Raw genomic sequence first — 19549 nt, forward strand, 5'->3', positions numbered from 1 at the left:
TTAACTCATTTTTATTATCATAAATTACAAAAACTAATGATATTATGAATATTATTTTCTCTTTAAACATAAAAACTAATGAGGCCATACATGAAAAAGACTCTCGCATTAGTTGCTCACGACCACAAAAAGCCTGAGCTGATTCACTGGGCAACTGAGCACAAACTTGAGCTAGAAAAACATGCACTTGTTGCAACTGGAACTACTGGCGGTTTGCTACATAAAGCATTAAACCTCCCCATCACCTGCTTCAAAAGTGGCCCACTTGGTGGCGACCAACAAATTGGCGCCCTCATTGCAGAAGGTAGATTGGATTGTTTAGTTTTCTTTTGGGACCCACTTAATCCAGCCCCCCACGACCCTGATGTAAAAGCACTTCTTCGACTTTGTTCAGTCTGGAATCTTCCTGTTGCGTGCAATACCGCAACGGCCGACATGCTAATCACCTCGCCCTTATTCTTTGAAGGTACATACAAACGCGACATCCCTAATATATGAATAGATTCGGGAAAGGAAGCCAGTTTACAGGCAAAAAAAATCGCGCATAAAGCGCGATAAAGGGATTGAGCTAAACCTCAGCTTTTAGCCTAGGCAGCCACCGACAGTAACTATTTTAAGCGTGTTGGTTCCACCGTGGACGTTATTGTAATCGCCCTTTGAAAGAATCACCCAATCACCCTCGTTAACTAAGCCGCGACGCTGAAGTTCAGCAACGACATTTTCATTCATCTTATCTGCTGGCACCTCTGCCACCTGATAACTCACCGGCATCACATTTCGATACAGGGCAACACGGCTTTCTGTTTTTTCATTTGGTGTAAAGGCAAACACTGGCGTATCGGAACAAATACGGCTCATTAATAGTGGTGTATTACCGGTTTCAGTCAAACTAATAATAGCCGACACACCCTGCATATGATTTGCTACATACATTGCCGCCATGGCAATTGACTCATCGGCAGCAACAAAGTTTTCATTAAGCCTATGCGATGACATTCTTGCATCTGGATGTTTTTCTGCACCCAAAATCACACGATCCATTGCCGCAACCGCTTCAACGGGAAAACGCCCCGCCGCTGTCTCGCCAGATAACATGACCGCATCTGTTCCATCGAGCACCGCATTGGCTACATCAAAAACTTCAGCACGAGTTGGCAAGGGACTATCAACCATACTCTCCATCATTTGAGTGGCAGTGATAACCACTTTTTGTAAAGCTCGGCTTCGGTTGATCAGATGCTTTTGAACACCAATTAATGCCGCATCACCAATCTCTACGCCAAGATCACCTCGTGCAACCATCACTACGTCTGAGGCACGAATAATATCGTCGAGCAAATCATGGTCCTGAACCGCTTCCGCGCGTTCAATTTTACTCACTATGCCGGCATTGCCACCCGCATCTGTCAATGCCTTACGCGCACGATTAAGGTCGTCAGGGCTGCGAACAAAGGAAACAGCAAGATAGTCCACATCAATATCAGCAGCGAGGCGGATATCACTAAAATCCTTTTCAGTTAAGGCACTTGCAGCCAAGCCACCACCTTCAAGATTAATCCCCTTATTGTTAGACAGCTTACCGCCAACAATAACGCGCGTCACAATTCTCGTCCCAATCTTGTTTTCTACTTCAAGAACAAGCCGACCATCATCAAGTAATAACCTATCACCGACCGAGACTTCTTCCGGCAAGCTGGTGTAATCCAAGCCAACCGCCTCAGCATCACCGCCATCACTCGGTAGGCTGGCATCCAATGCGAATATTTGGCCATTTTCTAATTCAACTGGGCCATTAGAAAACCGCGATATTCTAACTTTTGGTCCCTGTAAATCACCGAGTACAGCGACACTCCGGCGGTGCTTTTTAGCAATTGCCCGCACCTCTTCGGCGCGACGGCGATGATCGTCTGCACACCCATGCGAAAAATTTAAGCGCACAACATTAGCACCCGCAAGAACAAGCTTTTCTAGTACACCTTCGCCATCTGTAGCAGGCCCTAAGGTTGCAACTATTTTTGTGCGTCGAATCATGCTGCGTGACTTCCTTGGTCGTTTTTAGCTGGTTTAGCGACAGCCATAAGCGCTTTACAATTATCTAACATCCGGTTTGAAAAACCCCATTCATTATCGTACCAAGCCATAACTTTTACCATCCGGCCATTAACCTTAGTTTGCGCAGCATCAAAAATTGACGACGCAGACTGATGATTAAAATCAATGGATACCAAAGGCTCTTCGTTATAGACCAAAATGCCAGACATTGCGCCATTTGCAGCAGTCTGAATAAGGTTGTTCACCTCTTCTATTGAGGTTTCTCGGCTTGCTATAAAGTTAAAATCAACCAGTGACACATTAATAGTGGGAACCCGAACTGCCATGCCATCTAGTTTACCGGCCAATTCTGGTAGCACAAGTCCCACAGCCGAAGCCGCACCGGTTTTTGACGGAATCATAGATTGCCCAGCTGCTCGCGCACGATAGACATCACTGTGATAAACGTCGTGTAAGTTTTGATCATTGGTAAAGGCATGAATAGTCGTCATCGAACCCTGCTCGATGCCAATACCATCATTTAACACTTTTGCCAGCGGTGCTAAACAATTGGTTGTACATGAGGCATTCGAAATAATTTTACTATCTGCATTTAAAACATTTTCATTAACACCAAATACAACCGTCGCATCTACTCCACTACCTGGTGCCGATACAATAACTTTAGTTGCACCTGCGGCTAAATGAGCCGCCGCTTTTTCGCGGGAGGTAAACAAGCCTGTGCACTCAAAAACAACATCCACAGCTAATGCTTTCCAAGGTAAGTCAGCTGGGTTTCTTTCCGCGAAGGTACGAATTTTATCGCCGTTTACGATAAGCGCATCGTCTTCTGTTTCAACCGTCCCATTAAAACGGCCATGAACTGAATCATAGCGTGTTAAATGCGCGTTCATGGCGTTGTCAGCCAGATCGTTAATCGCCACCAGCTCGATGGTGTCGTTATAAGATGACTCATACAACGCTCGGAGAATATTACGACCGATACGGCCATACCCATTGATTGCAGCACGAATTTTCATAGCCATTACCCCCTGTCACTTTCGATAGCGTTATTTAATTACAAGATAACACTTTGAAAAGCAGGTTAAAACACCGTAATGTAATTAAATTACACAAAGTATAGTGCTAGTGTTGTTTATATTTACCCTATCAAGCACCAGCTTATTGAAAACATTAAGAATTCGGGTAATGTGCGCTGCTTAACTTATTCTAATTTGCGGTTACACTCCGCCAAGATCGGAACACAATTCATGAATATTCTGCATCTCGTCAAAATACAACGTGATCAACTCAGTAAAGCTGAGGCTAAAGTTGCAGATGAAATACTGGCCGCACCTGATGACATGATCAATATGCCAACTGCTGAACTCGCTCGCCGAGCCGGTGTAAGTGACCCAATGGTGTCTCGATTTTGCCGCAGCTTAGGCTGTAATAGCTTTCCTGAATTTAAAGTACAGCTTGCTAAGGCCCTGGCCCACCGTGCCAGTTTTATCAGTGAGTCAGTCTTTAAAGGGGACCCAGCGCATACCGTCATTGAAAAACGCATCAACGCAAATCAAGCAGCACTTGAGTATCTTCGCAGTCACCTAGACGCTAGCGCCGTGGATGCCGCTGTACAAGCAATGGGACAAGCAAGGCAGATTATCATTGCCGGCATGGGTGGCGCCGCCGCCATAGCGCAAGACGCGCAGCACAAACTGTTTCGTTTGGGAATTCCAACAGTTGCTTATGACGACCATTTAATGATGCGCATGGCAGCAGCAGGAGCTAGCACACAAGACTGTTTTTTAGCGTTTTCCGTTACTGGCCGCACCACGGCGATGATAGAGATCGCGGAACTGGCAAAACAAAGTGGCGCAACGCTAATAGCAATCACCACCCCCGAATCGCCACTTGCGGCATTATCTGACATCACTATTACATCAGGTAACGAACTCGAAGACACGACGATTTATGTGCCAATGACGACGCGAATTATCATTCTAACCATCATTGATATCATCTCAACCGCCCTAGCCCTAGCTCAAGGACCGGAAATTGAAGCGCAATTAAAGAAAGTGAAACACAGTCTTGACGGTACCAAACTTGAGCTAAACACTGACATAGAGGCCGAAACAGATCAGCCTCCCTCACAACACAATTAAGCTGGCTTAGCTGGTCGCCAAACCCGCAGCCAAGCGAGACAAGCGCTCAATTTCGGCCCAATCGCCTGCGGCAATAGCAGCCTTATCCAACATCCAAGTACCGCCCACGCAGGCAACACTGGGCAAACTTAAATACTCTGCTGCATTACCGGGGTTAACACCGCCTGTAGGGCAAAAAAGCAACTGCGGTAAAGGACCAAGTATCGATTTCAACATCGGCACACCACCAGCCGCCTCAGCGGGGAAGAATTTTAAGTGACGCTGGCCGTGCTCAAGCAATAACATCGCCTCGCTAGGGCTATTAACACCTGGCAGCAAAGGAATTTGCTCTTCTTGGGCAGCCTTAAGCAAAGACAAGGTACAACCAGGACTAACTAAAAACTCAGCACCCGCCGCCTTTGCTTTGCGCACATCTTCAGGCGTAATAACAGTGCCAGCACCAACAACCGCATCAGGCAAGGCTTTACTAATTGCGCTGATTGCCCCCAAACCAAACTCGGTACGCAGCGTTACCTCCAAGACTTTAAGACCGCCGTTATAAAGCGCAGTCGCCAAAGGCACAGCGTCTTCCGCATGGTCAATTACAATTACCGGAATAACGGGACACATTGTCATTATTTCATCTAAGTTTTTCATTCTACTTTTCCAAATTTTTATGTTGATATTAGGAGCAGCCAGCAATGACAACACTCCACAGAGTTACTAATTCGTCCATTTATAAGAGGCCAGCAACTAACTTAATACTAAAATCACGGCGCCCAATACACATCAATCTCTGTTGCTAACACCGCACTAACAGGCATGGCGTTGCTGTCCTCACACGCTTTAGCGAGGTGATAGACCTCTTGTTTTTCAGTCCCCGCAATTAATAGCAGACGTTTACGAGCAGCAGCTATATAACGGCGAGTCAACGTCATCCGCTCAGTGTGTGAGCCTGTCACCTCACTAGGCTTTGCCTCAATCACGGCGCAGCGCATCTCGCTGTCCTGCGCCATGGCTGCCGCTAAACCTTCGGCGTGAGGGAATAGTGAGGCGGTATGACCATCTCCTCCCATACCTAACAAACACACATCGGCATGACTAGGTAAAGCCGCATAACGTGCTTCACATTCAGTCAGTCCCTCGGCCGCATTTAACGCGTCCGTTTTCATGGTTAAAAACGTCGCGTCTGCCGCAGGACCACGCAGGAGATGTCGGCTAATAAAGTCCTCATTACTAGCAGAGTGATCTGAAGGCACCCACCGCTCATCAACAAGGGCCACAATAACTTTAGACCAATCAAGCTGCCGTTCGGCTAAGGCGTCGTAAACTGCTTGCGGACTACTGCCGCCAGAAACGAGGAAACTAGCCTGACCTCTCGCCGCAATCGCCTCATTGAGAAGCCCTGCAATCTCTTCCACTAAGGCCGCCACCATCTCCGGCCGGTTGGTATAAAAAAATTCAGTCGCCGCCATTAACGCTGTTCTCCCGCGTTAAACCAGGTAAAACCATCCTCGGCAAGCAGTTCATCTGACTCTACCGGCCCCCAAGTCCCCGCTCGATAGAGGTGAGGTTCCTGAGCAGCGTTTTGCCAAGCATCAATAATCGGGTCTATCCATGCCCATGCATGAGCCACTTCGTCGCGGTGAATAAACAAGCTAGAATTTGCTGACACGGCATCCAAAATTAAGCGTTTATAAGCATCACTTTTAAAGTGCTTATACGTATCAGAGAAGTTCAAATTAAGGTTGGCTGGCTGTAGGCGCATATCCAAAGTATCAAGGTCTTTTGCCATCAATGTAAGCTGAATACTTTCTTCGGGCTGCAGACGAATGACCAAACGATTAGGTGCCAACGCGCCCGTATCACCGCCATACACACGGTGAGAAACCTCTTTGTATTGGATAACAATTTCAGCGCATCGGTGCTTCATGCGCTTGCCTGTACGCAAATAAAACGGCACTCTCGCCCAGCGCCAATTATCAATATAAGCCCGTAAAGCAACAAAGGTTTCGGTGCTGCTATGGGCTTGATCCAACTCTTCTAAATAGCCGGGAACAAGCTTACCTTTGTGATTACCAGCAACGTATTGACCTCTGACGGTATGACGCTTTACCTCTTCGCCACTCATTGGCCGCAAGGACTCTAATACTTTGACTTTCTCTGCCCGAATACTGCTGGCATTCATTTTATGAGGTGACTCCATCGCCACCAAACATAATAACTGCAGCAAGTGATTTTGGACCATGTCACGCAAGGCACCGGCTTCATTGTAAAACCCTGCTCGACCTTCTAAACCAACGGTTTCAGAAATACTAATCTGCACATGATCAATAGATTTTGCATCCCACAGCTGTTCAAAAATAACATTGGTAAAACGCAATGCCATTAAATTTTGAACCGTCTCTTTGCCAAGATAATGGTCAATTCGATAAATGGCAGACTCATCAAAATAGCGGGCAATTTCTTCGTTAATTGCATTCGCAGTGGCGGCGTTATAACCGAGGGGTTTTTCAACAACTACACGGCTGTGCTCATCCACCAAATTGTACTGAGATAAATGCTGACAACAGACACCAAAAATAGCGGGAGGAATGGCGAGGTAATACACCCGAACACGCTGACTGTAGGTATTTAATAAATCCGCCATTGACTGCCAACGCTCGCCCGATTCGGCAATATCCAGAACAACGGGGTGAACGTGCTCGGCAAAAATCATCGCGTGATCAGAATGATACTCACCCTCTGCAAGATGTTCCTGCAACGCTTCATCAACATGGCTGAGATACGATAACTGCTCATCTTCATTTCGACAGCAAGCTATGACTCTAGAGCTGGCAGGTAATTTATCCTCGCAATAGCTGCGATATAGCGCGGGAATAATCTTGCGATAAGCAAGGTCTCCTGCACCACCAAAAATAACTATATCAAAGGGCTCACTCATACCGATTCCTAATTACGTTCAATACTCATCTCCCTCCGCCGCTGAACTTAGCAGCAACTGACGCCAGGAGCATGCCCAAGGCCATTACATGTCGATTACCGAGGCACCACTTTCCGCATTACTGACTGAAGCCCTGAAACAAGAAAACAATTCTCGTCCCATACCTTCAGCGTGACCACCCGCGTATTGCGCCGCGTCACGCTCTAATACCGAATCATCTAAGAAGCGTAATACACTGCGCTCAGCATCAAATTCAATCATATCTCCATCTCGCAAACGCGCGATGGGACCACCGTCCAAGGCCTCCGGCGTCAAATGGATTGCCGCAGGGACTTTGCCCGATGCGCCAGACATACGGCCATCAGTGACTAAAGCAACCTTGTATCCACGGTCTTGTAACACACCAAGTATCGGCGTTAATTTATGTAACTCAGGCATTCCATTTGCTTTCGGCCCCTGAAAACGAACCACGGCGATAAAATCACGATCAAGATCACCGGCATCAAAACGTACTTTAATTTCGTCTTGATCGTTAAATATCACTGCCGGTGCCTGCAGCACACGGTATTCTTCTTTAACAGCAGACACCTTAATCACAGAGCGACCCAGATTACCCTGCAACAACCGTAAACCACCTTCTTTGCTGAATGGTTTTTGGCAGCTAGCAATAATATTTTCATCCAAGCTCGTGCTTGGCCCTGCTAACCATTCCAGCTCGCCACTCTCAGTAATAAAAGGCTCATCACAGTAACGGCGCATACCACCTTCGCCTGCAATCGTGGCAACATCGTTGTGAAGCAAGCCATTATCCAACAGCTCTTTAATTAATAAGGGCATGCCGCCAGCAGCTTGAAAATGATTCACATCAGCAAGGCCATTGGGGTAGATGCGACTAAGTAAGGGCACCACCTCAGACAGTTCAGCCATGTCCTGCCAATTAATAATTACTCCAGCAGCTCTTGCGATAGCGACCAAATGGATGGTGTGATTAGTCGAACCGCCAGTGGCTAACAAGCCAATAATGCCGTTCACAATACTTTTTTCATCGATCATTTCACCCAATGGCATATAGTCTGGGGAAAGGGGTGATAATTGATTAAGCTTTGCGACTGCCGCCCGCGTCATGGCTTTACGCATTGCGGTGCCGGGATTGACAAAGGAGCTTCCCGGTAGCTGCATACCCATTATTTCCATCAGCATTTGGTTGCTGTTAGCAGTGCCATAAAATGTACAGGTTCCAGCACTGTGGTATGACTCGCTCTCTGCTTTGAGCAACTCTTTACGCCCCACTTTGCCCTCAGCATAGAGCTGCCTAATCCGACTTTTCTCGGCGTTTGGTAGACCCGACTCCATCGGCCCTGCAGGCACAAATACGCAAGGTAAATGCCCAAAAGCCAAGGCGCCTATCGCCAAGCCCGGTACAATTTTGTCGCAAACACCAAGACAGAAAACGCCGTCAAACATATCGTGGGATAACGCAACACCTGTTGCCATCGCAATGTTATCTCGACTAAAAAGCGACAACTCCATGCCCTCGCGACCCTGTGTGACACCGTCACACATTGCCGGTACACCGCCAGCAAATTGGGCTACGGCACCAAGCTCCCGCGCAGCTTCTTTTATTTGCGTAGGGTAATCTTGAAAAGGCTGATGGGCTGACAGCATGTCGTTATAAGACGACACAATGGCAAAATTTGCTGCGCGATCAATAGCCAGTGCCGACTTATCATGCGCATCAGATGCTGCAAAACCATGCGCTAAATTACCGCATGATAAGTGTCCCCGAGACACGCCAGGTCGATGCGCACGACGAATCTTATCTAAATAAGCTTGCCGGCTAACGGTACTGCGCTCGATTACAGCCTGAGTAACCTTACTAATAACTTCATTAAGCACGTTGTTTACCCTCACTGGACCAGAATCTCATTGGCACATCATTATGACGCTTTATTTTAACTTAATTACATAATAGCAGACACCAACACACAAAAACAAAAATAAAGTAATTTAATTACATAGATGCATTAAGTAGACGCCCTCAATCACGAGGGCCTCCCTTCTCTTCTAAAAGCCGCACCTCAACCATTGCCGCGCAGCTGTAGTAAGCGTGCTAATAAAGCTTGGGTTGAGGGATCGTGACATGCCGCATCCAACGGGGTTTCCGCGTTGATTTCATTCAATATCCGCGACGCCAACTGTTTGCCAAGCTCAACCCCCCATTGATCAAAAGAATTAAGCCCCCAAATAACCCCCTGACAAAACACCTTATGCTCATAAAGCGCAATGATACTGCCGAGCACCTTCGGGCTTAACTCAGGAACCAATAAACAATTACTCGGCCGATTACCTGGCATGGTCTTGTGGGCAATCAATAATTCGAGCTGCTCCGGTGACAGCGACGAATCAGCCAACTCCACTTTAAGCTCTTGCTCAGACTTACCACACATTAGAGCCTCGGCCTGAGCGACGGCATTGGCCATCAGAATTTGATGTTGCTGCGCATGCTCCGGCGCCTCATGCGTCGTAGAGACAATAAAATCACAGGGAATAATATCGTTCCCCTGATGTATTAACTGGTAGAAGGCATGCTGGCCGTTGGTTCCCGGCTCACCCCAAATAACCGGGCCCGTCAGCCACGCCGAAGGCGAGCCATCTTTTTGCACCGTCTTACCGTTACTCTCCATATCTAGCTGCTGTAAATAGGCAGGTAAGCGCGCCAAACGCTGACTATATGGTAGTACCGCATGACTTTGTGAGGCAAAAAACTGGCGATACCAAATTCCAAGCACCGCAAGTATCACCGGCATATTGTCTTTTAGCGGCGCAGAACGGAAATGATCGTCCATTTCTTCTGCACCCGCCAACAGTTCAGAAAACGCTTCTGAGCCAATTGATATAGCAATCGGCAGCCCCACCGCAGACCACAGGGAATAGCGTCCGCCAACCCAGTCCCAAAAGCTGAATATCTGTTCGTCGCGATAGCCGCTGGCCTTCGCCGTCTCTGGGCGCGCCGTGGCCGCAAGCATGTGCTGCTGCCAGCCATCATCCTGTTCGGATAAACCCAGTCCCGACATCAGCCAGGTTTTTGCCATCGCCGCGTTTGCTAAGGTTTCTTGGGTTGTAAAGGTTTTAGAGGCAATAATAAATAAGGTGGTCGCGGGATTTAAATCGGCAAGAATATCGCCAATTAGCACAGGATCGACATTAGAAACAAAATGCAGCTTTGGTCCCGTACGCCCATAGGGTGCCAGCGATTGCGTCACCATCGCCGGCCCTAGGTCAGAACCACCAATGCCAATATTTACAACGTCGCAAATCTTTTCGCCGGTCATGCCTCGCCATTCGCCACTGCGAATAGCCTCTGCGCAATCAGCAACCCGCTGACGCTGTTCTCTGATTGCCGGCATCACATCAACGCCATCAACCATTACCGCATCTGGCCCGGTGTATCGCAAAGCCGTATGTAAAACAGGCCGCCCTTCCGTATTGTTAATAGCGCTTCCGGTAAACATAGCCTCTCTGGCCTGCTCCAACCCTGAAGTCTGCGCTAAATCAAAAAGATGCGCCAAGGCGTCGTCATCAATTCGGTTTTTAGAATAATCAAGAAATAGATCCGCCACCGATAGCGAATAGCGCTCTACGCGCTCAGCATCCTGCGAAAACAAATCGCGCATGTGGGTAAACTGCAAACGCTCATAATCTTGTTTGAGCAGAGGCAGAAAAGACATGTTTGATAAAGAATCTGACATAACGATATTTTCTTCCTTTAAAAATAAAACTAATTCACATCCCGTGGCAGTCGCAGCGCTTGTACACAGCCCCTCAGCCCCGGATGTTCTCCCATAACAATAGCCACAGGGATACGGCGACATACCTCTGTAAAACGCCCTTTGTAATTAAAACACTGGCGAAGTAAGTCACCATCAATGAGGTCTTTTATCAACGGTAAAATACCCCCTGATAAATAAACGCCGCTATTCGCGCCCATCATCAATGCAACATCGCCGGCCACCGCACCCAAAATTGCGGAAAAATCCCTGATCGCCTTTAAACACACCTCATCACCGGCAATAGCACCTTCGCTCACGCCCTGTGGCGACAATTCATTGTCCTGCCCCACCAGCCGGCAATTAGCCCAATATAAATTAGCCAATCCCATACCTGATAACAGCCGCTCTACAGACACCCTTTCATAACGTTGCCAAAGCTGCTCCAGTAGTGCAAGTTCATGCTGGTTTTGTGGCGCAAAACTGACATGGCCGGCCTCAGACGGAACAATCTCACCGCTCGCCAGCATTGCCGACACCCCCAAGCCCGTCCCCGGCCCCAATACGGCAATAACACCAGATGAGCTAGGATCAGGGCGAACATCGCCAATCCAGTCCAACTCTGTACTAGACATACTGCCAATGCTGAGTACTTGAGCACTAAAATCGTTGATGATTTTTACCGAAATGCCCAGCTCAGCCTCTAGTACTTGGCGACTAACCTGCCAATGACTATTGGGCAAATCAATGGGATCACGATCAACAGGGCCCGCTACCGCCAAACAAATCTGCGTTACTTCCTGTAAATAACCATAAGCCAAATACGCCTGAATAGCGTCCACAAGAAAACCAAAGTCACGGCATGAAAAGCATTGAATTCCCTGCAGAACATCACCCCCATGCCCTACATAGGCAAAGCGGGCATTTGTACCGCCAATATCTGCAACAACACTACCACTGCAGAGTGTTATAGCACCACTCATGGCAACGTCTCCTTGCTAAAACGCGGTTCCCACGGTTTCAACACAATACCAAACACCTTAACCCTCACGATATAACACAGATACACCAACTTAAAGTAAGCATTAAAAGCAACCATCGGACCAAGCTATATCAAAATGTGCTGAATTTTTAGTGCCTCAGGGTATTTAATCGATTTAATGTCACGGCAAAGTAGTTAATCGGCACATTCAAAGAGATCATCAACATAATGATCATGTGATTCAGGCCATCACTCCTAATGAGGGATATCACCACCTACATTATTGCTATACAGCCTAATCCATTACGGTGACTGAACACTATTTTTGTAATAATAAGCCTCAACACCGGAGCGAACTCTACACCAAATGTAATTTAATTACACAAAGCGATGACAAACAAGCTGCAAAGACATAAAAACAGACCTTAGTTACAACATCACGCTGAAGCCTATTTCGACTAAGCCTCCTCCACAGGCTTTATATGAGAACTCTTGGCGAGTAAATCCACCAAACTAAGCAATAAACAACAGCGTGCAGATACTTAATTAAGCTGGTGACTTGCTAAGTGATTGATTTATATCGGCGTCGGTATATGATCAATGAAATGGATTTTGGGGCAGAATTAAGGAATATTCGTCATATAACCGTGGCGCTTAAATTGCGACTCCCGTATTGAAACTCCTAATAATTTTGAATTTTCTATTGATTCCCCTTCTTTAAACAGAAACGAAATTAATATCAGGTTTGAATCCTTTTAATTAACTACTATGCACATAATATAGGTGACAACTGTGGGTTCAGAAATACTTATAGCCATAGTCGGAATCCTAGGGTCTTTATTAGGCGTCACTGTCGGTGCGCGGCTCCAAGAGTCTTCTACGATAAAGAAACAATCGACGCACCGAAAAAACTTAGCGAAACTTTGTGCCAATCACTTGAAGATGATTCTAAAGGACTTAGAGAACCAGGTAGAGAAAAAGGGAAACTCTGCAATATTCAATGAAACTAATTATTGTGAATTAAATGTTGGGAATTTCCTGTACGACCTATTTACTAGCAATATTCATTTATTCTCCGATGCCCAGCAAATCGAGAAAACTGTTACTTTTTTTCATCACTACAAAATCAATATGCGCACCATCAGGGCGAGGCTAGATCAAACTAATCTGGATATAGCCACTATTGAGGAAGGAACGTTCTTGAATCTGAGAAAAAGGCTGCAAGATGCCATCGGAGAGTTAGAAGATATTGCGAACACATGACCAAAAATCAACAAATGACATAGTGTACTTAAGTCGAAATTCTCATACATTCCCTCTAATAATCAGTAATCTTGAAAACCTCTACAAATAATTAAACAAAGACAATCCCTGAGTCTTTGCGAAGGCTTGTTGTGCAGCTTGTAACGCAGTTTGTTGTTGGCTAAACCTTGAAATTGCTTCGGCGTAATCAAGGTCGTTCACTACGCTGAGGTTTTCTGAAATCTGTAAACTTGCACCTTCATTAATATCAATTTGACGCTCTAGGGACGACATTCTCGCGCCAATATCTGACTGGGTTTCTATGAGGTGATCTAATGCCTGATCGAAACCAGAGAGCGCCGTATTGATTTCATTATGCAGTGCTGAACGCTCACCAGTGTTGGTTCTTGGAGTTTCTAGGGATGTCGCTAAATTTTCTACCATCGAGAACAAATCTTGCCGCTGTGAAGGGGCGAGAGAAAACTCATCACCACTTGCTGGATCCCCATCTATGCTTACCGTCATGCCGCCAACAGTAATATCACCGCCACTCAGGTAAGCACCGCTATCAATCACCGCGCCACTTTCATCGAGGATGTCGTACTGACTGCCTGTACTAAAACGGATCGTCACTGAATCTCGATCATAGGCTTGTATGTCAGTGACGTTGCCGGCGTCGATAACACCTGATCCAGTGTTAGCTGAAGATGCACTTGCCAAAAATTGACCATTGCCATTTTTAATATTCATGAAAACTTCGGAACCAGAATCACCATCTGCCATGCGACGAGAAGGGCCAATCTGCAGTTCACGCTGACCATCATCACCGTTATACACATAGCCATTTTCTGTTTTGGTAAAGGGTGTAGTCTCTTCTTGATATCCGGAAAAAATAAAGCGCCCATCACTGTCGTTGGTATTAGCAAGGCTCAATAAGTTATCTAACTGTTGACGTAATTCTGTGGCAATACTCTGTCGCGTTTCATTACTTTGGGAGTCATTATTAGCTTGGATGGTAAGTTCATGGATGCGCTGAACAACATCGATACTACTATCAACAACGCTCTCTTCAAGCCGAAGGCGGCTATCCAACAAATCGGCATTGCGCAAATACTGCTCGGTTTGATCTTGAGCACGATTTAACTCAAGACTGCGCACTGCACCAACGGGGTCGTCTGAGGGGCTAAGAATACGGCTACCAGTAGACAATTGCAGCTGCGTTTCTGCCAACTTAGCCTGCTGATTGAGCATGCTTGTAACACTGTACATTTGACTACTCGAAATTCTCATTTCACTATTCTCTATGTCTTACAGCTAATTTAACTGCCATAACAATGCAGCAGCAAACATAACCCATTGACTCGATAATTAATTAAACGCCCCAATTAAGGACTGAAACATACTATTTGCAATACTTGCCGCCTGCGCGGCAGCTTGGTACGCCTGCTGAAATCTTAATAAATTGGCAGCTTCTTCGTCCAAATTGACGCCCGATACAGATTGTTGATCTGCCTGGGTTTGAGCAAGTAGGTTTTGCTGTGATTGCTGATTGATTTGGGCACTGCGGGTGGCCACAGCAACATCGCCAACGAGGCCATTTACTGTGTCTTGAATACTTGCACTGCCACCATTAAGGACTTTTTCACTCTCAGCCTCTGCCATTTTCAAGAGGTTGCGGTTATCTCCCGAGGCGTTGGTATTTGCGCCGATACTAAAGCTATCTCCCGCTTCTGGAACACCGGTTATCGTCACAGCATTACCATTAATGGTAATTTGTGAACCTGAGGTATAACTATAAGTACCTGTACCATTTACTTGATAACTATTGGCCGATAAAAATTGTATATCGACACTATCTAGGACATTGGGATTGCTGCTATCAACCACATCGGTCTCAGATATTTCTGCCGAGCCAATATTATTTAAGTCGGCAGAACTTCGTGTTGCGGCGGCGGCTGCAATACCCGCTGGATCCGTCATCACTACCGTTAAACTACCCGCGGCTTCTTGGGTAGAGCGAAGTAAAAACTGATCTCCCTGAGCCGCAGGCGAGCTTAAGCTCACCGACACACCATCAATAACAAACGGATCCGCTGTGCTGCCACTGCCCGTTACATTCGTCAACTCGGCGCCACTGGCCTCATCAAAAAACCGCCAGCCAGCACTGTCTAAACGAATAACCGTGTTGTCCCCTGTTAATGACGATACGTCAGTTATTTGAGCAGTGAATTCAGCGCCACTAGTATTATTTTTACTACGATACACTTCCGGCGCAGGGATAGAAAAAATGTCGCCACCCTGCTCGCCATTTAAATCCATTCCTGAGCGATTAAGCTCATTCAAGGTGTCTGCAATTGCAACAGTGATTCTGCCCAATTCATTGCGGGTATCATTAAGCACGCCATCTCTGAAACTGAGAGTTCCACCAAGACTGCCGCCACTTAAGCTGTCACTGATAACCGCGTCGCTCCCCCCCAAATCCATAGCAATTTCAACACGGCCAGGCTCAAATTCATTGCTTACTGTCTTCATGGACATCGCGCGTTCACCCAAAACGAGTGCTTGACCGCTTCCCACAAACACACTCACAGTGCCATCACTTTGCTCTACTGAAGTGGTCCCTATAAGCTCATTCAATGACAGTAGCGCCTGATCGCGTTGATCAAGTAAATCGTTAGCCCCAGTGCTAAATTGCCCCTGTGTTTTACTAATCATGCTATTAATATCAGCAATTTGTGCACTGAGATCGTTTATATCACTCACCGAAGCGGATATACGCGTGTTGACCTCACTATTCAGGGTATCCAATTGTGAGGACATATCTGAAAAACGCTCACCCAAGGCCTGCGCTTCCGCTAACATTAACTGTCGTGCAGAAATAGACGATGGGCTATCTGCTACATCTTGCAAGCTATCGTAAAAACGTGACAGCGATGCGCTGAGACCTAACTCGGTGTCTGCCAAGCTGTTATCAATTTGCCCCGTTAACTGATAATAACTGTCTGCCTGCGCCGACGACGCCTGTGCATTACGTAACTGATCAACCGTAAAGCTGTTGTATACCCGACTGATAGAAGAAACTTTAACACCAGATCCAATGGTAAGGTCGCCACTTTGCTGAGGAACGCGTGTAGAAAAGTCCACTGTCTGGCGGCTATAACCTTCGGTATCCGCATTGGCAATATTATGACTGGTCGTTGCTAATGCGCGCTGGTAAGACACCAAGCCGGACAAAGCATTACCTAACATATCACCCATAAACTACCCCTTATTTGCCCGTCAAACTATCGGCTGACAGACTATATTCTTGAAGACTACGCTCAACGCCACCCAGCTGCTGCAAACGGCTACGCAGCGCCAGCCCTTCACCGCTGAGGTCCTGTGTCGACGCCCCTGAAGAACCTTCAAGCTGATCAACAATTGACTCGGCCATACCAATTCCACCTTGATCAGAGAGTGTTACCGACAACTGGCTATCTAACATCTCTTCGTACATGTCTACACTACTCTCTGAAAATAAGCCGCCGTCCGGCACTCCGGCACGCATGCTCTTGAGCATCATCTGTAAAAACAAGGCTTCAAATTGTTTAGCAACAGGTTCTATCGCTTCACTAGGCGTACTGTCGGCCTCTTGACGCAGCGATGCCAAGCCTGAGAAATCGTGATAATTTGAAGATGCCTTAACGTCCATTACGTATCACCTTTTAATGACCAGAACCTAAATGACCAACAGCTCAGCACGTAATGCACCCGCCTGATCTAAAGCCTCTAGTATTGCCACCAAATCACTTGGCGAAGCGCCCACATTGTTAATGGCTTTCACGATATCTTCTAAGGTCACACCCGCATCTAACAGAAACATACGTGAACCGCTTTCCTGTACTTCTATTTCTGACTGTTGAGCCGCCACTGTTTGACCACCGCGAGAAAACGCCCCCGGTTGTGAAATTTCAACGTCTTCAGAGATCGAGACAGTTAATGAACCGTGACTAACCGCCGCAGGAAGGACTCGGACATTGCCACCAATAACAATGGTGCCAGTACGCGAATTAACGACGACTCGCGCACCCGCCTCTGCCGGGGTTATTTCTAAGCTTTCGAGCATAGAAATAAAGGTCACGCTGCGATCAGGGTTACTTGGCCCTTGAACTTTTACCGTTGCAGAGTCCATCGCACTGGCTGTACCCGCACCAAATTTGGAATTTATCTCTTCAGCTAAACGACGGGCCGTGGTGAAATCTGACTTCTTTAAATTAAGCATAATCTCACCGTTAGATGACATCATGCTAGGTGCTGCACGTTCAACAATGGCACCATTTGGAATGCGACCTGCACTGGGGATATTGACTGTTACCCGTGAACCATCAGCGCCAGAAACCCCTAAGCCACCAACCAACAAACTACCCTGGGCGACGGCATATACTTGACCATCTGCCCCCATCATTGGCGCCATTAATAAACTGCCGCCACGCAAACTAGCTGCATTACCAATGGAAGACACTGTCACATCAATGGTCTGACCAGGTTTTGCAAAAGCCGGTAAACTGGCGTGTACGGTCACAGCCGCCACATTTTTTAACTGTGGATTTACGTTGTCAGGCACGCGTACACCAAATCCCGTCAACATATTGCGAATACTTTGAATGGTAAAAGGTGCTTGGCTGGTTTGATCACCAGTGCCACTCAAACCCACCACCAAACCATACCCAACTAGCTGGTTCTCACGAACCCCTGCCACATTAACTAAATCTTTAACCCGCTCGGCCTGTGCCGATGGTAAATACCCACTCAACATAATGAGCACTGCAAGGGCAATCCGGTGTGTGTGGGATGTAAAATTAAATATCGACATCAGATTGATCCTCAAAAGGGCGACAATACAGACTGGAACAGACGTCCCAACCAGCCCATTGAATTAGCGTCAGCCAATGCACCTTTACCGCTATAGGTAATTCTGGCATCAGCTACTTTGTAAGATGGCACCGCGTTGTCAGCGCCAATATCTTCTGGACGCACAATACCGTTAATACGAATAAATTCTTCGCCTTGGTTAATGGTCACCCATTTTTCACCGCGCACTCGTAAGCTGCCATTGCGCAAAACTTCCGATACTGTGACGGTGATACTGCCCGTTAAACTATTGCTTTGGCTGCTGGTGCCCTGCCCTGAAAAGTCCTGGTCTGTTGACACCCCTGTCGATAAAATAGGTACACCATCATAAGTAGCACCGCGCCCCAACAAGGTCACTGTTGGTACCGAAATATTACTTTCTTTGCCCGTTGCGGTACTTGATGATTTAGAGGCGTCGGTTTTCTCTTCTAGGGTGATCGTAATAATGTCACCAACTTGTCGCGCGCGGCGATCAAGAAACAAACTCATACCGTAACCAGAGCGGTATATTGAGCCCATATTATTAACATCATCGTTAACTGCCGCTGGCGCTGCCGAGGTGTATGCCTCAGAGTCATCCCGTGTTGGCGCAGAAGAACAGGCGGATACGACACTGACGATAACAATCGCAATGAACGCTTTTATATAATTTAGATTTAATCCTGTTATGTTCATTCCTTATACCGCCTGCATGATGTGTAAAACTTCACTCATATTGTCTTTGCTTTATAGTTTCTAAGCGCTTATAAATTACAAGTTGTTATTGACGTATTGCATCATCTGATCGCTAGTTGAAATGGCTTTGGAATTCATTTCATAAGCCCGCTGGGTTTCGATCATATTCACCAGCTCTTCAACGACATTCACATTAGACCCTTCTAATGAACCCTGCTGAATAGTCCCTAAACCACTCAAGCCTGGGGTTCCCGTTTGCGGCGCGCCACTGGAGGCAGACTCCATATACAAATTTTCACCGCGAGCTTGTAAGCCAGACGCATTTACAAAGTTAGCAATCTGAAAACTGCCCAACTGCACCGGCGTAGCACTGCCAGATAACACCGCACTGACAACCCCGTCAGAACCTACCGTGACACTCAACACGCCTTCAGGAACGGTGATACCGGGATCAACTACATTACCTGTGTTAGTAACAATCTGACCTTGATCATCTAATTGAAACGATCCATCGCGGGTGTAGGCTTGGGTGCCATCGGGCATTTGTACTTGGAAGAAACCATTGCCATCAATAGCTAAATCTAAGGAGTTATTCGTTTGCGTCATGGTGCCTTGTTGGAAGATTTTTTCAGTAGAAACAACCCTCACCCCGGTGCCTACGTGCATCCCGCTGGGTGACCGTGTTTGCTGTGAGGTCTGACCACCTACCTGACGCATATTCTGATAAAGCAGGTCTTCGAAAGAAGCGCGGTCACGCTTAAACCCCGTTGTGTTAGCGTTGGCCAAGTTGTTACTCACAACCTGCATACGCGTTTGTTGTGCGTCGAGTCCGGTTTTTGCAACCCAAAGTGATGAATTCATAATTTACTTCCTC

At 46.8% G+C, this 19549-nt stretch carries 17 protein-coding genes; 3 read left to right on the top strand and 14 right to left on the bottom strand.

Features of this window, described 5'->3' with window-relative positions; genetic code table 11:
• The first annotated feature begins 90 nt into the window (after nt 1-90).
• Entirely contained in the window at nt 91-498 is a 408-nt protein-coding gene (locus AELLOGFF_RS10360) for a methylglyoxal synthase (RefSeq protein WP_159268671.1), read from the top strand.
• 84 nt (nt 499-582) lie between these two features.
• On the opposite strand, the gene pyk is transcribed toward AELLOGFF_RS10360, so the two are convergent.
• Together pyk and gap are read right to left on the bottom strand one after the other, a co-directional pair.
• The gene (gene pyk, locus AELLOGFF_RS10365; RefSeq protein WP_159268672.1) at nt 583-2031 is read right to left on the bottom strand and encodes a pyruvate kinase; all 1449 of its coding nucleotides are present in this window, start codon (nt 2029-2031) and stop codon (nt 583-585) included.
• Nucleotides 2028-3071 carry a type I glyceraldehyde-3-phosphate dehydrogenase gene (gene gap, locus AELLOGFF_RS10370; RefSeq protein WP_159268673.1) on the bottom strand — a complete coding sequence of 348 codons (1044 nt, stop codon included), beginning with the start codon at nt 3069-3071 and terminating at the stop codon, nt 2028-2030. Before gap ends, pyk begins: the two co-directional genes overlap by 4 nt.
• A gap of 231 nt (nt 3072-3302) precedes the next feature.
• Here gap and AELLOGFF_RS10375 point away from each other — a divergent pair, with 231 nt between their 5' ends.
• Nucleotides 3303-4196, top strand: coding sequence for an SIS domain-containing protein (locus AELLOGFF_RS10375; RefSeq protein ID WP_159268674.1), 894 nt, complete (start codon nt 3303-3305; stop codon nt 4194-4196).
• 6 nt (nt 4197-4202) lie between these two features.
• Here AELLOGFF_RS10375 and AELLOGFF_RS10380 read toward each other — a convergent pair whose 3' ends face one another.
• The 6 genes from AELLOGFF_RS10380 to glk form a co-directional block, all read right to left on the bottom strand.
• Nucleotides 4203-4832, bottom strand: coding sequence for a bifunctional 4-hydroxy-2-oxoglutarate aldolase/2-dehydro-3-deoxy-phosphogluconate aldolase (locus tag AELLOGFF_RS10380; protein ID WP_159268675.1), 630 nt, complete (start codon nt 4830-4832; stop codon nt 4203-4205).
• A gap of 113 nt (nt 4833-4945) precedes the next feature.
• Nucleotides 4946-5650, bottom strand: a complete 705-nt coding sequence (gene pgl / locus AELLOGFF_RS10385; protein WP_159268676.1) for a 6-phosphogluconolactonase — start codon at nt 5648-5650, stop codon at nt 4946-4948.
• Nucleotides 5650-7119: a glucose-6-phosphate dehydrogenase gene (gene zwf / locus AELLOGFF_RS10390; protein WP_159268677.1), complete on the bottom strand. Its 1470-nt coding sequence runs from the start codon at nt 7117-7119 to the stop codon at nt 5650-5652. The genes pgl and zwf overlap by 1 nt, the downstream gene beginning before the upstream one ends.
• Before the next feature lie 84 nt (nt 7120-7203).
• Nucleotides 7204-9015, bottom strand: coding sequence for a phosphogluconate dehydratase (gene edd, locus AELLOGFF_RS10395; RefSeq protein WP_159268678.1), 1812 nt, complete (start codon nt 9013-9015; stop codon nt 7204-7206).
• Nucleotides 9016-9197: 182 nt separating this feature from the next.
• On the bottom strand, nt 9198-10868 hold the full coding sequence (pgi, locus tag AELLOGFF_RS10400) for a glucose-6-phosphate isomerase (RefSeq protein ID WP_159268679.1): 1671 nt from the start codon (nt 10866-10868) through the stop codon (nt 9198-9200).
• A gap of 29 nt (nt 10869-10897) precedes the next feature.
• Nucleotides 10898-11869, bottom strand: a complete 972-nt coding sequence (gene glk, locus AELLOGFF_RS10405) for a glucokinase (protein ID WP_159268680.1) — start codon at nt 11867-11869, stop codon at nt 10898-10900.
• Between the two features lie 791 nt (nt 11870-12660).
• Between glk and AELLOGFF_RS10410 the strand changes: the two genes are divergently transcribed.
• Nucleotides 12661-13131 carry a hypothetical protein gene (locus AELLOGFF_RS10410; RefSeq protein ID WP_159268681.1) on the top strand — a complete coding sequence of 157 codons (471 nt, stop codon included), beginning with the start codon at nt 12661-12663 and terminating at the stop codon, nt 13129-13131.
• An 81-nt stretch (nt 13132-13212) separates the two neighbouring features.
• Here the strand turns inward: AELLOGFF_RS10410 and flgL are convergent, their stop codons facing one another.
• The 6 genes from flgL to flgG all read right to left on the bottom strand — a co-directional run bounded on the left by flgL (nt 13213) and on the right by flgG (nt 19536).
• Entirely contained in the window at nt 13213-14400 is a 1188-nt protein-coding gene (gene flgL / locus AELLOGFF_RS10415; RefSeq protein WP_159268682.1) for a flagellar hook-associated protein FlgL, read from the bottom strand.
• A 78-nt stretch (nt 14401-14478) separates the two neighbouring features.
• A complete protein-coding gene (gene flgK, locus AELLOGFF_RS10420; RefSeq protein WP_159268683.1) occupies nt 14479-16368 on the bottom strand; it encodes a flagellar hook-associated protein FlgK in 1890 nt (629 codons plus the stop codon).
• A gap of 10 nt (nt 16369-16378) precedes the next feature.
• Nucleotides 16379-16801, bottom strand: a complete 423-nt coding sequence (locus AELLOGFF_RS10425) for a rod-binding protein (protein WP_159268684.1) — start codon at nt 16799-16801, stop codon at nt 16379-16381.
• 27 nt (nt 16802-16828) lie between these two features.
• Nucleotides 16829-17962 carry a flagellar basal body P-ring protein FlgI gene (locus AELLOGFF_RS10430; RefSeq protein WP_159268685.1) on the bottom strand — a complete coding sequence of 378 codons (1134 nt, stop codon included), beginning with the start codon at nt 17960-17962 and terminating at the stop codon, nt 16829-16831.
• Nucleotides 17963-17973: 11 nt separating this feature from the next.
• A complete protein-coding gene (gene flgH / locus AELLOGFF_RS10435; protein ID WP_159268686.1) occupies nt 17974-18675 on the bottom strand; it encodes a flagellar basal body L-ring protein FlgH in 702 nt (233 codons plus the stop codon).
• 75 nt (nt 18676-18750) lie between these two features.
• Entirely contained in the window at nt 18751-19536 is a 786-nt protein-coding gene (gene flgG, locus AELLOGFF_RS10440; protein WP_159268687.1) for a flagellar basal-body rod protein FlgG, read from the bottom strand.
• Nucleotides 19537-19549 lie beyond the last annotated feature (13 nt).

Origin of the sequence: Zhongshania aliphaticivorans, assembly GCF_902705875.1 — a bacterium.
GTDB classification, from domain to species: domain Bacteria; phylum Pseudomonadota; class Gammaproteobacteria; order Pseudomonadales; family Spongiibacteraceae; genus Spongiibacter; species Spongiibacter aliphaticivorans_A.

What these genes read in the sequence shown, in the direction of transcription:
- AELLOGFF_RS10360 (WP_159268671.1), top strand. Translation starts at nt 91, where the DNA reads ATGAAAAAGACTCTCGCATTAGTTGCTCACGACCACAAAAAGCCTGAG.
- pyk (WP_159268672.1), bottom strand. Translation starts at nt 2,031, where the DNA reads ATGATTCGACGCACAAAAATAGTTGCAACCTTAGGGCCTGCTACAGAT.
- gap (WP_159268673.1), bottom strand. Translation starts at nt 3,071, where the DNA reads ATGAAAATTCGTGCTGCAATCAATGGGTATGGCCGTATCGGTCGTAAT.
- AELLOGFF_RS10375 (WP_159268674.1), top strand. Translation starts at nt 3,303, where the DNA reads ATGAATATTCTGCATCTCGTCAAAATACAACGTGATCAACTCAGTAAA.
- AELLOGFF_RS10380 (WP_159268675.1), bottom strand. Translation starts at nt 4,832, where the DNA reads ATGAAAAACTTAGATGAAATAATGACAATGTGTCCCGTTATTCCGGTA.
- pgl (WP_159268676.1), bottom strand. Translation starts at nt 5,650, where the DNA reads ATGGCGGCGACTGAATTTTTTTATACCAACCGGCCGGAGATGGTGGCG.
- zwf (WP_159268677.1), bottom strand. Translation starts at nt 7,119, where the DNA reads ATGAGTGAGCCCTTTGATATAGTTATTTTTGGTGGTGCAGGAGACCTT.
- pgi (WP_159268679.1), bottom strand. Translation starts at nt 10,868, where the DNA reads ATGTCAGATTCTTTATCAAACATGTCTTTTCTGCCTCTGCTCAAACAA.
- glk (WP_159268680.1), bottom strand. Translation starts at nt 11,869, where the DNA reads ATGAGTGGTGCTATAACACTCTGCAGTGGTAGTGTTGTTGCAGATATT.
- flgL (WP_159268682.1), bottom strand. Translation starts at nt 14,400, where the DNA reads ATGAGAATTTCGAGTAGTCAAATGTACAGTGTTACAAGCATGCTCAAT.
- flgK (WP_159268683.1), bottom strand. Translation starts at nt 16,368, where the DNA reads ATGGGTGATATGTTAGGTAATGCTTTGTCCGGCTTGGTGTCTTACCAG.
- AELLOGFF_RS10425 (WP_159268684.1), bottom strand. Translation starts at nt 16,801, where the DNA reads ATGGACGTTAAGGCATCTTCAAATTATCACGATTTCTCAGGCTTGGCA.
- AELLOGFF_RS10430 (WP_159268685.1), bottom strand. Translation starts at nt 17,962, where the DNA reads ATGTCGATATTTAATTTTACATCCCACACACACCGGATTGCCCTTGCA.
- flgH (WP_159268686.1), bottom strand. Translation starts at nt 18,675, where the DNA reads ATGAACATAACAGGATTAAATCTAAATTATATAAAAGCGTTCATTGCG.
- flgG (WP_159268687.1), bottom strand. Translation starts at nt 19,536, where the DNA reads ATGAATTCATCACTTTGGGTTGCAAAAACCGGACTCGACGCACAACAA.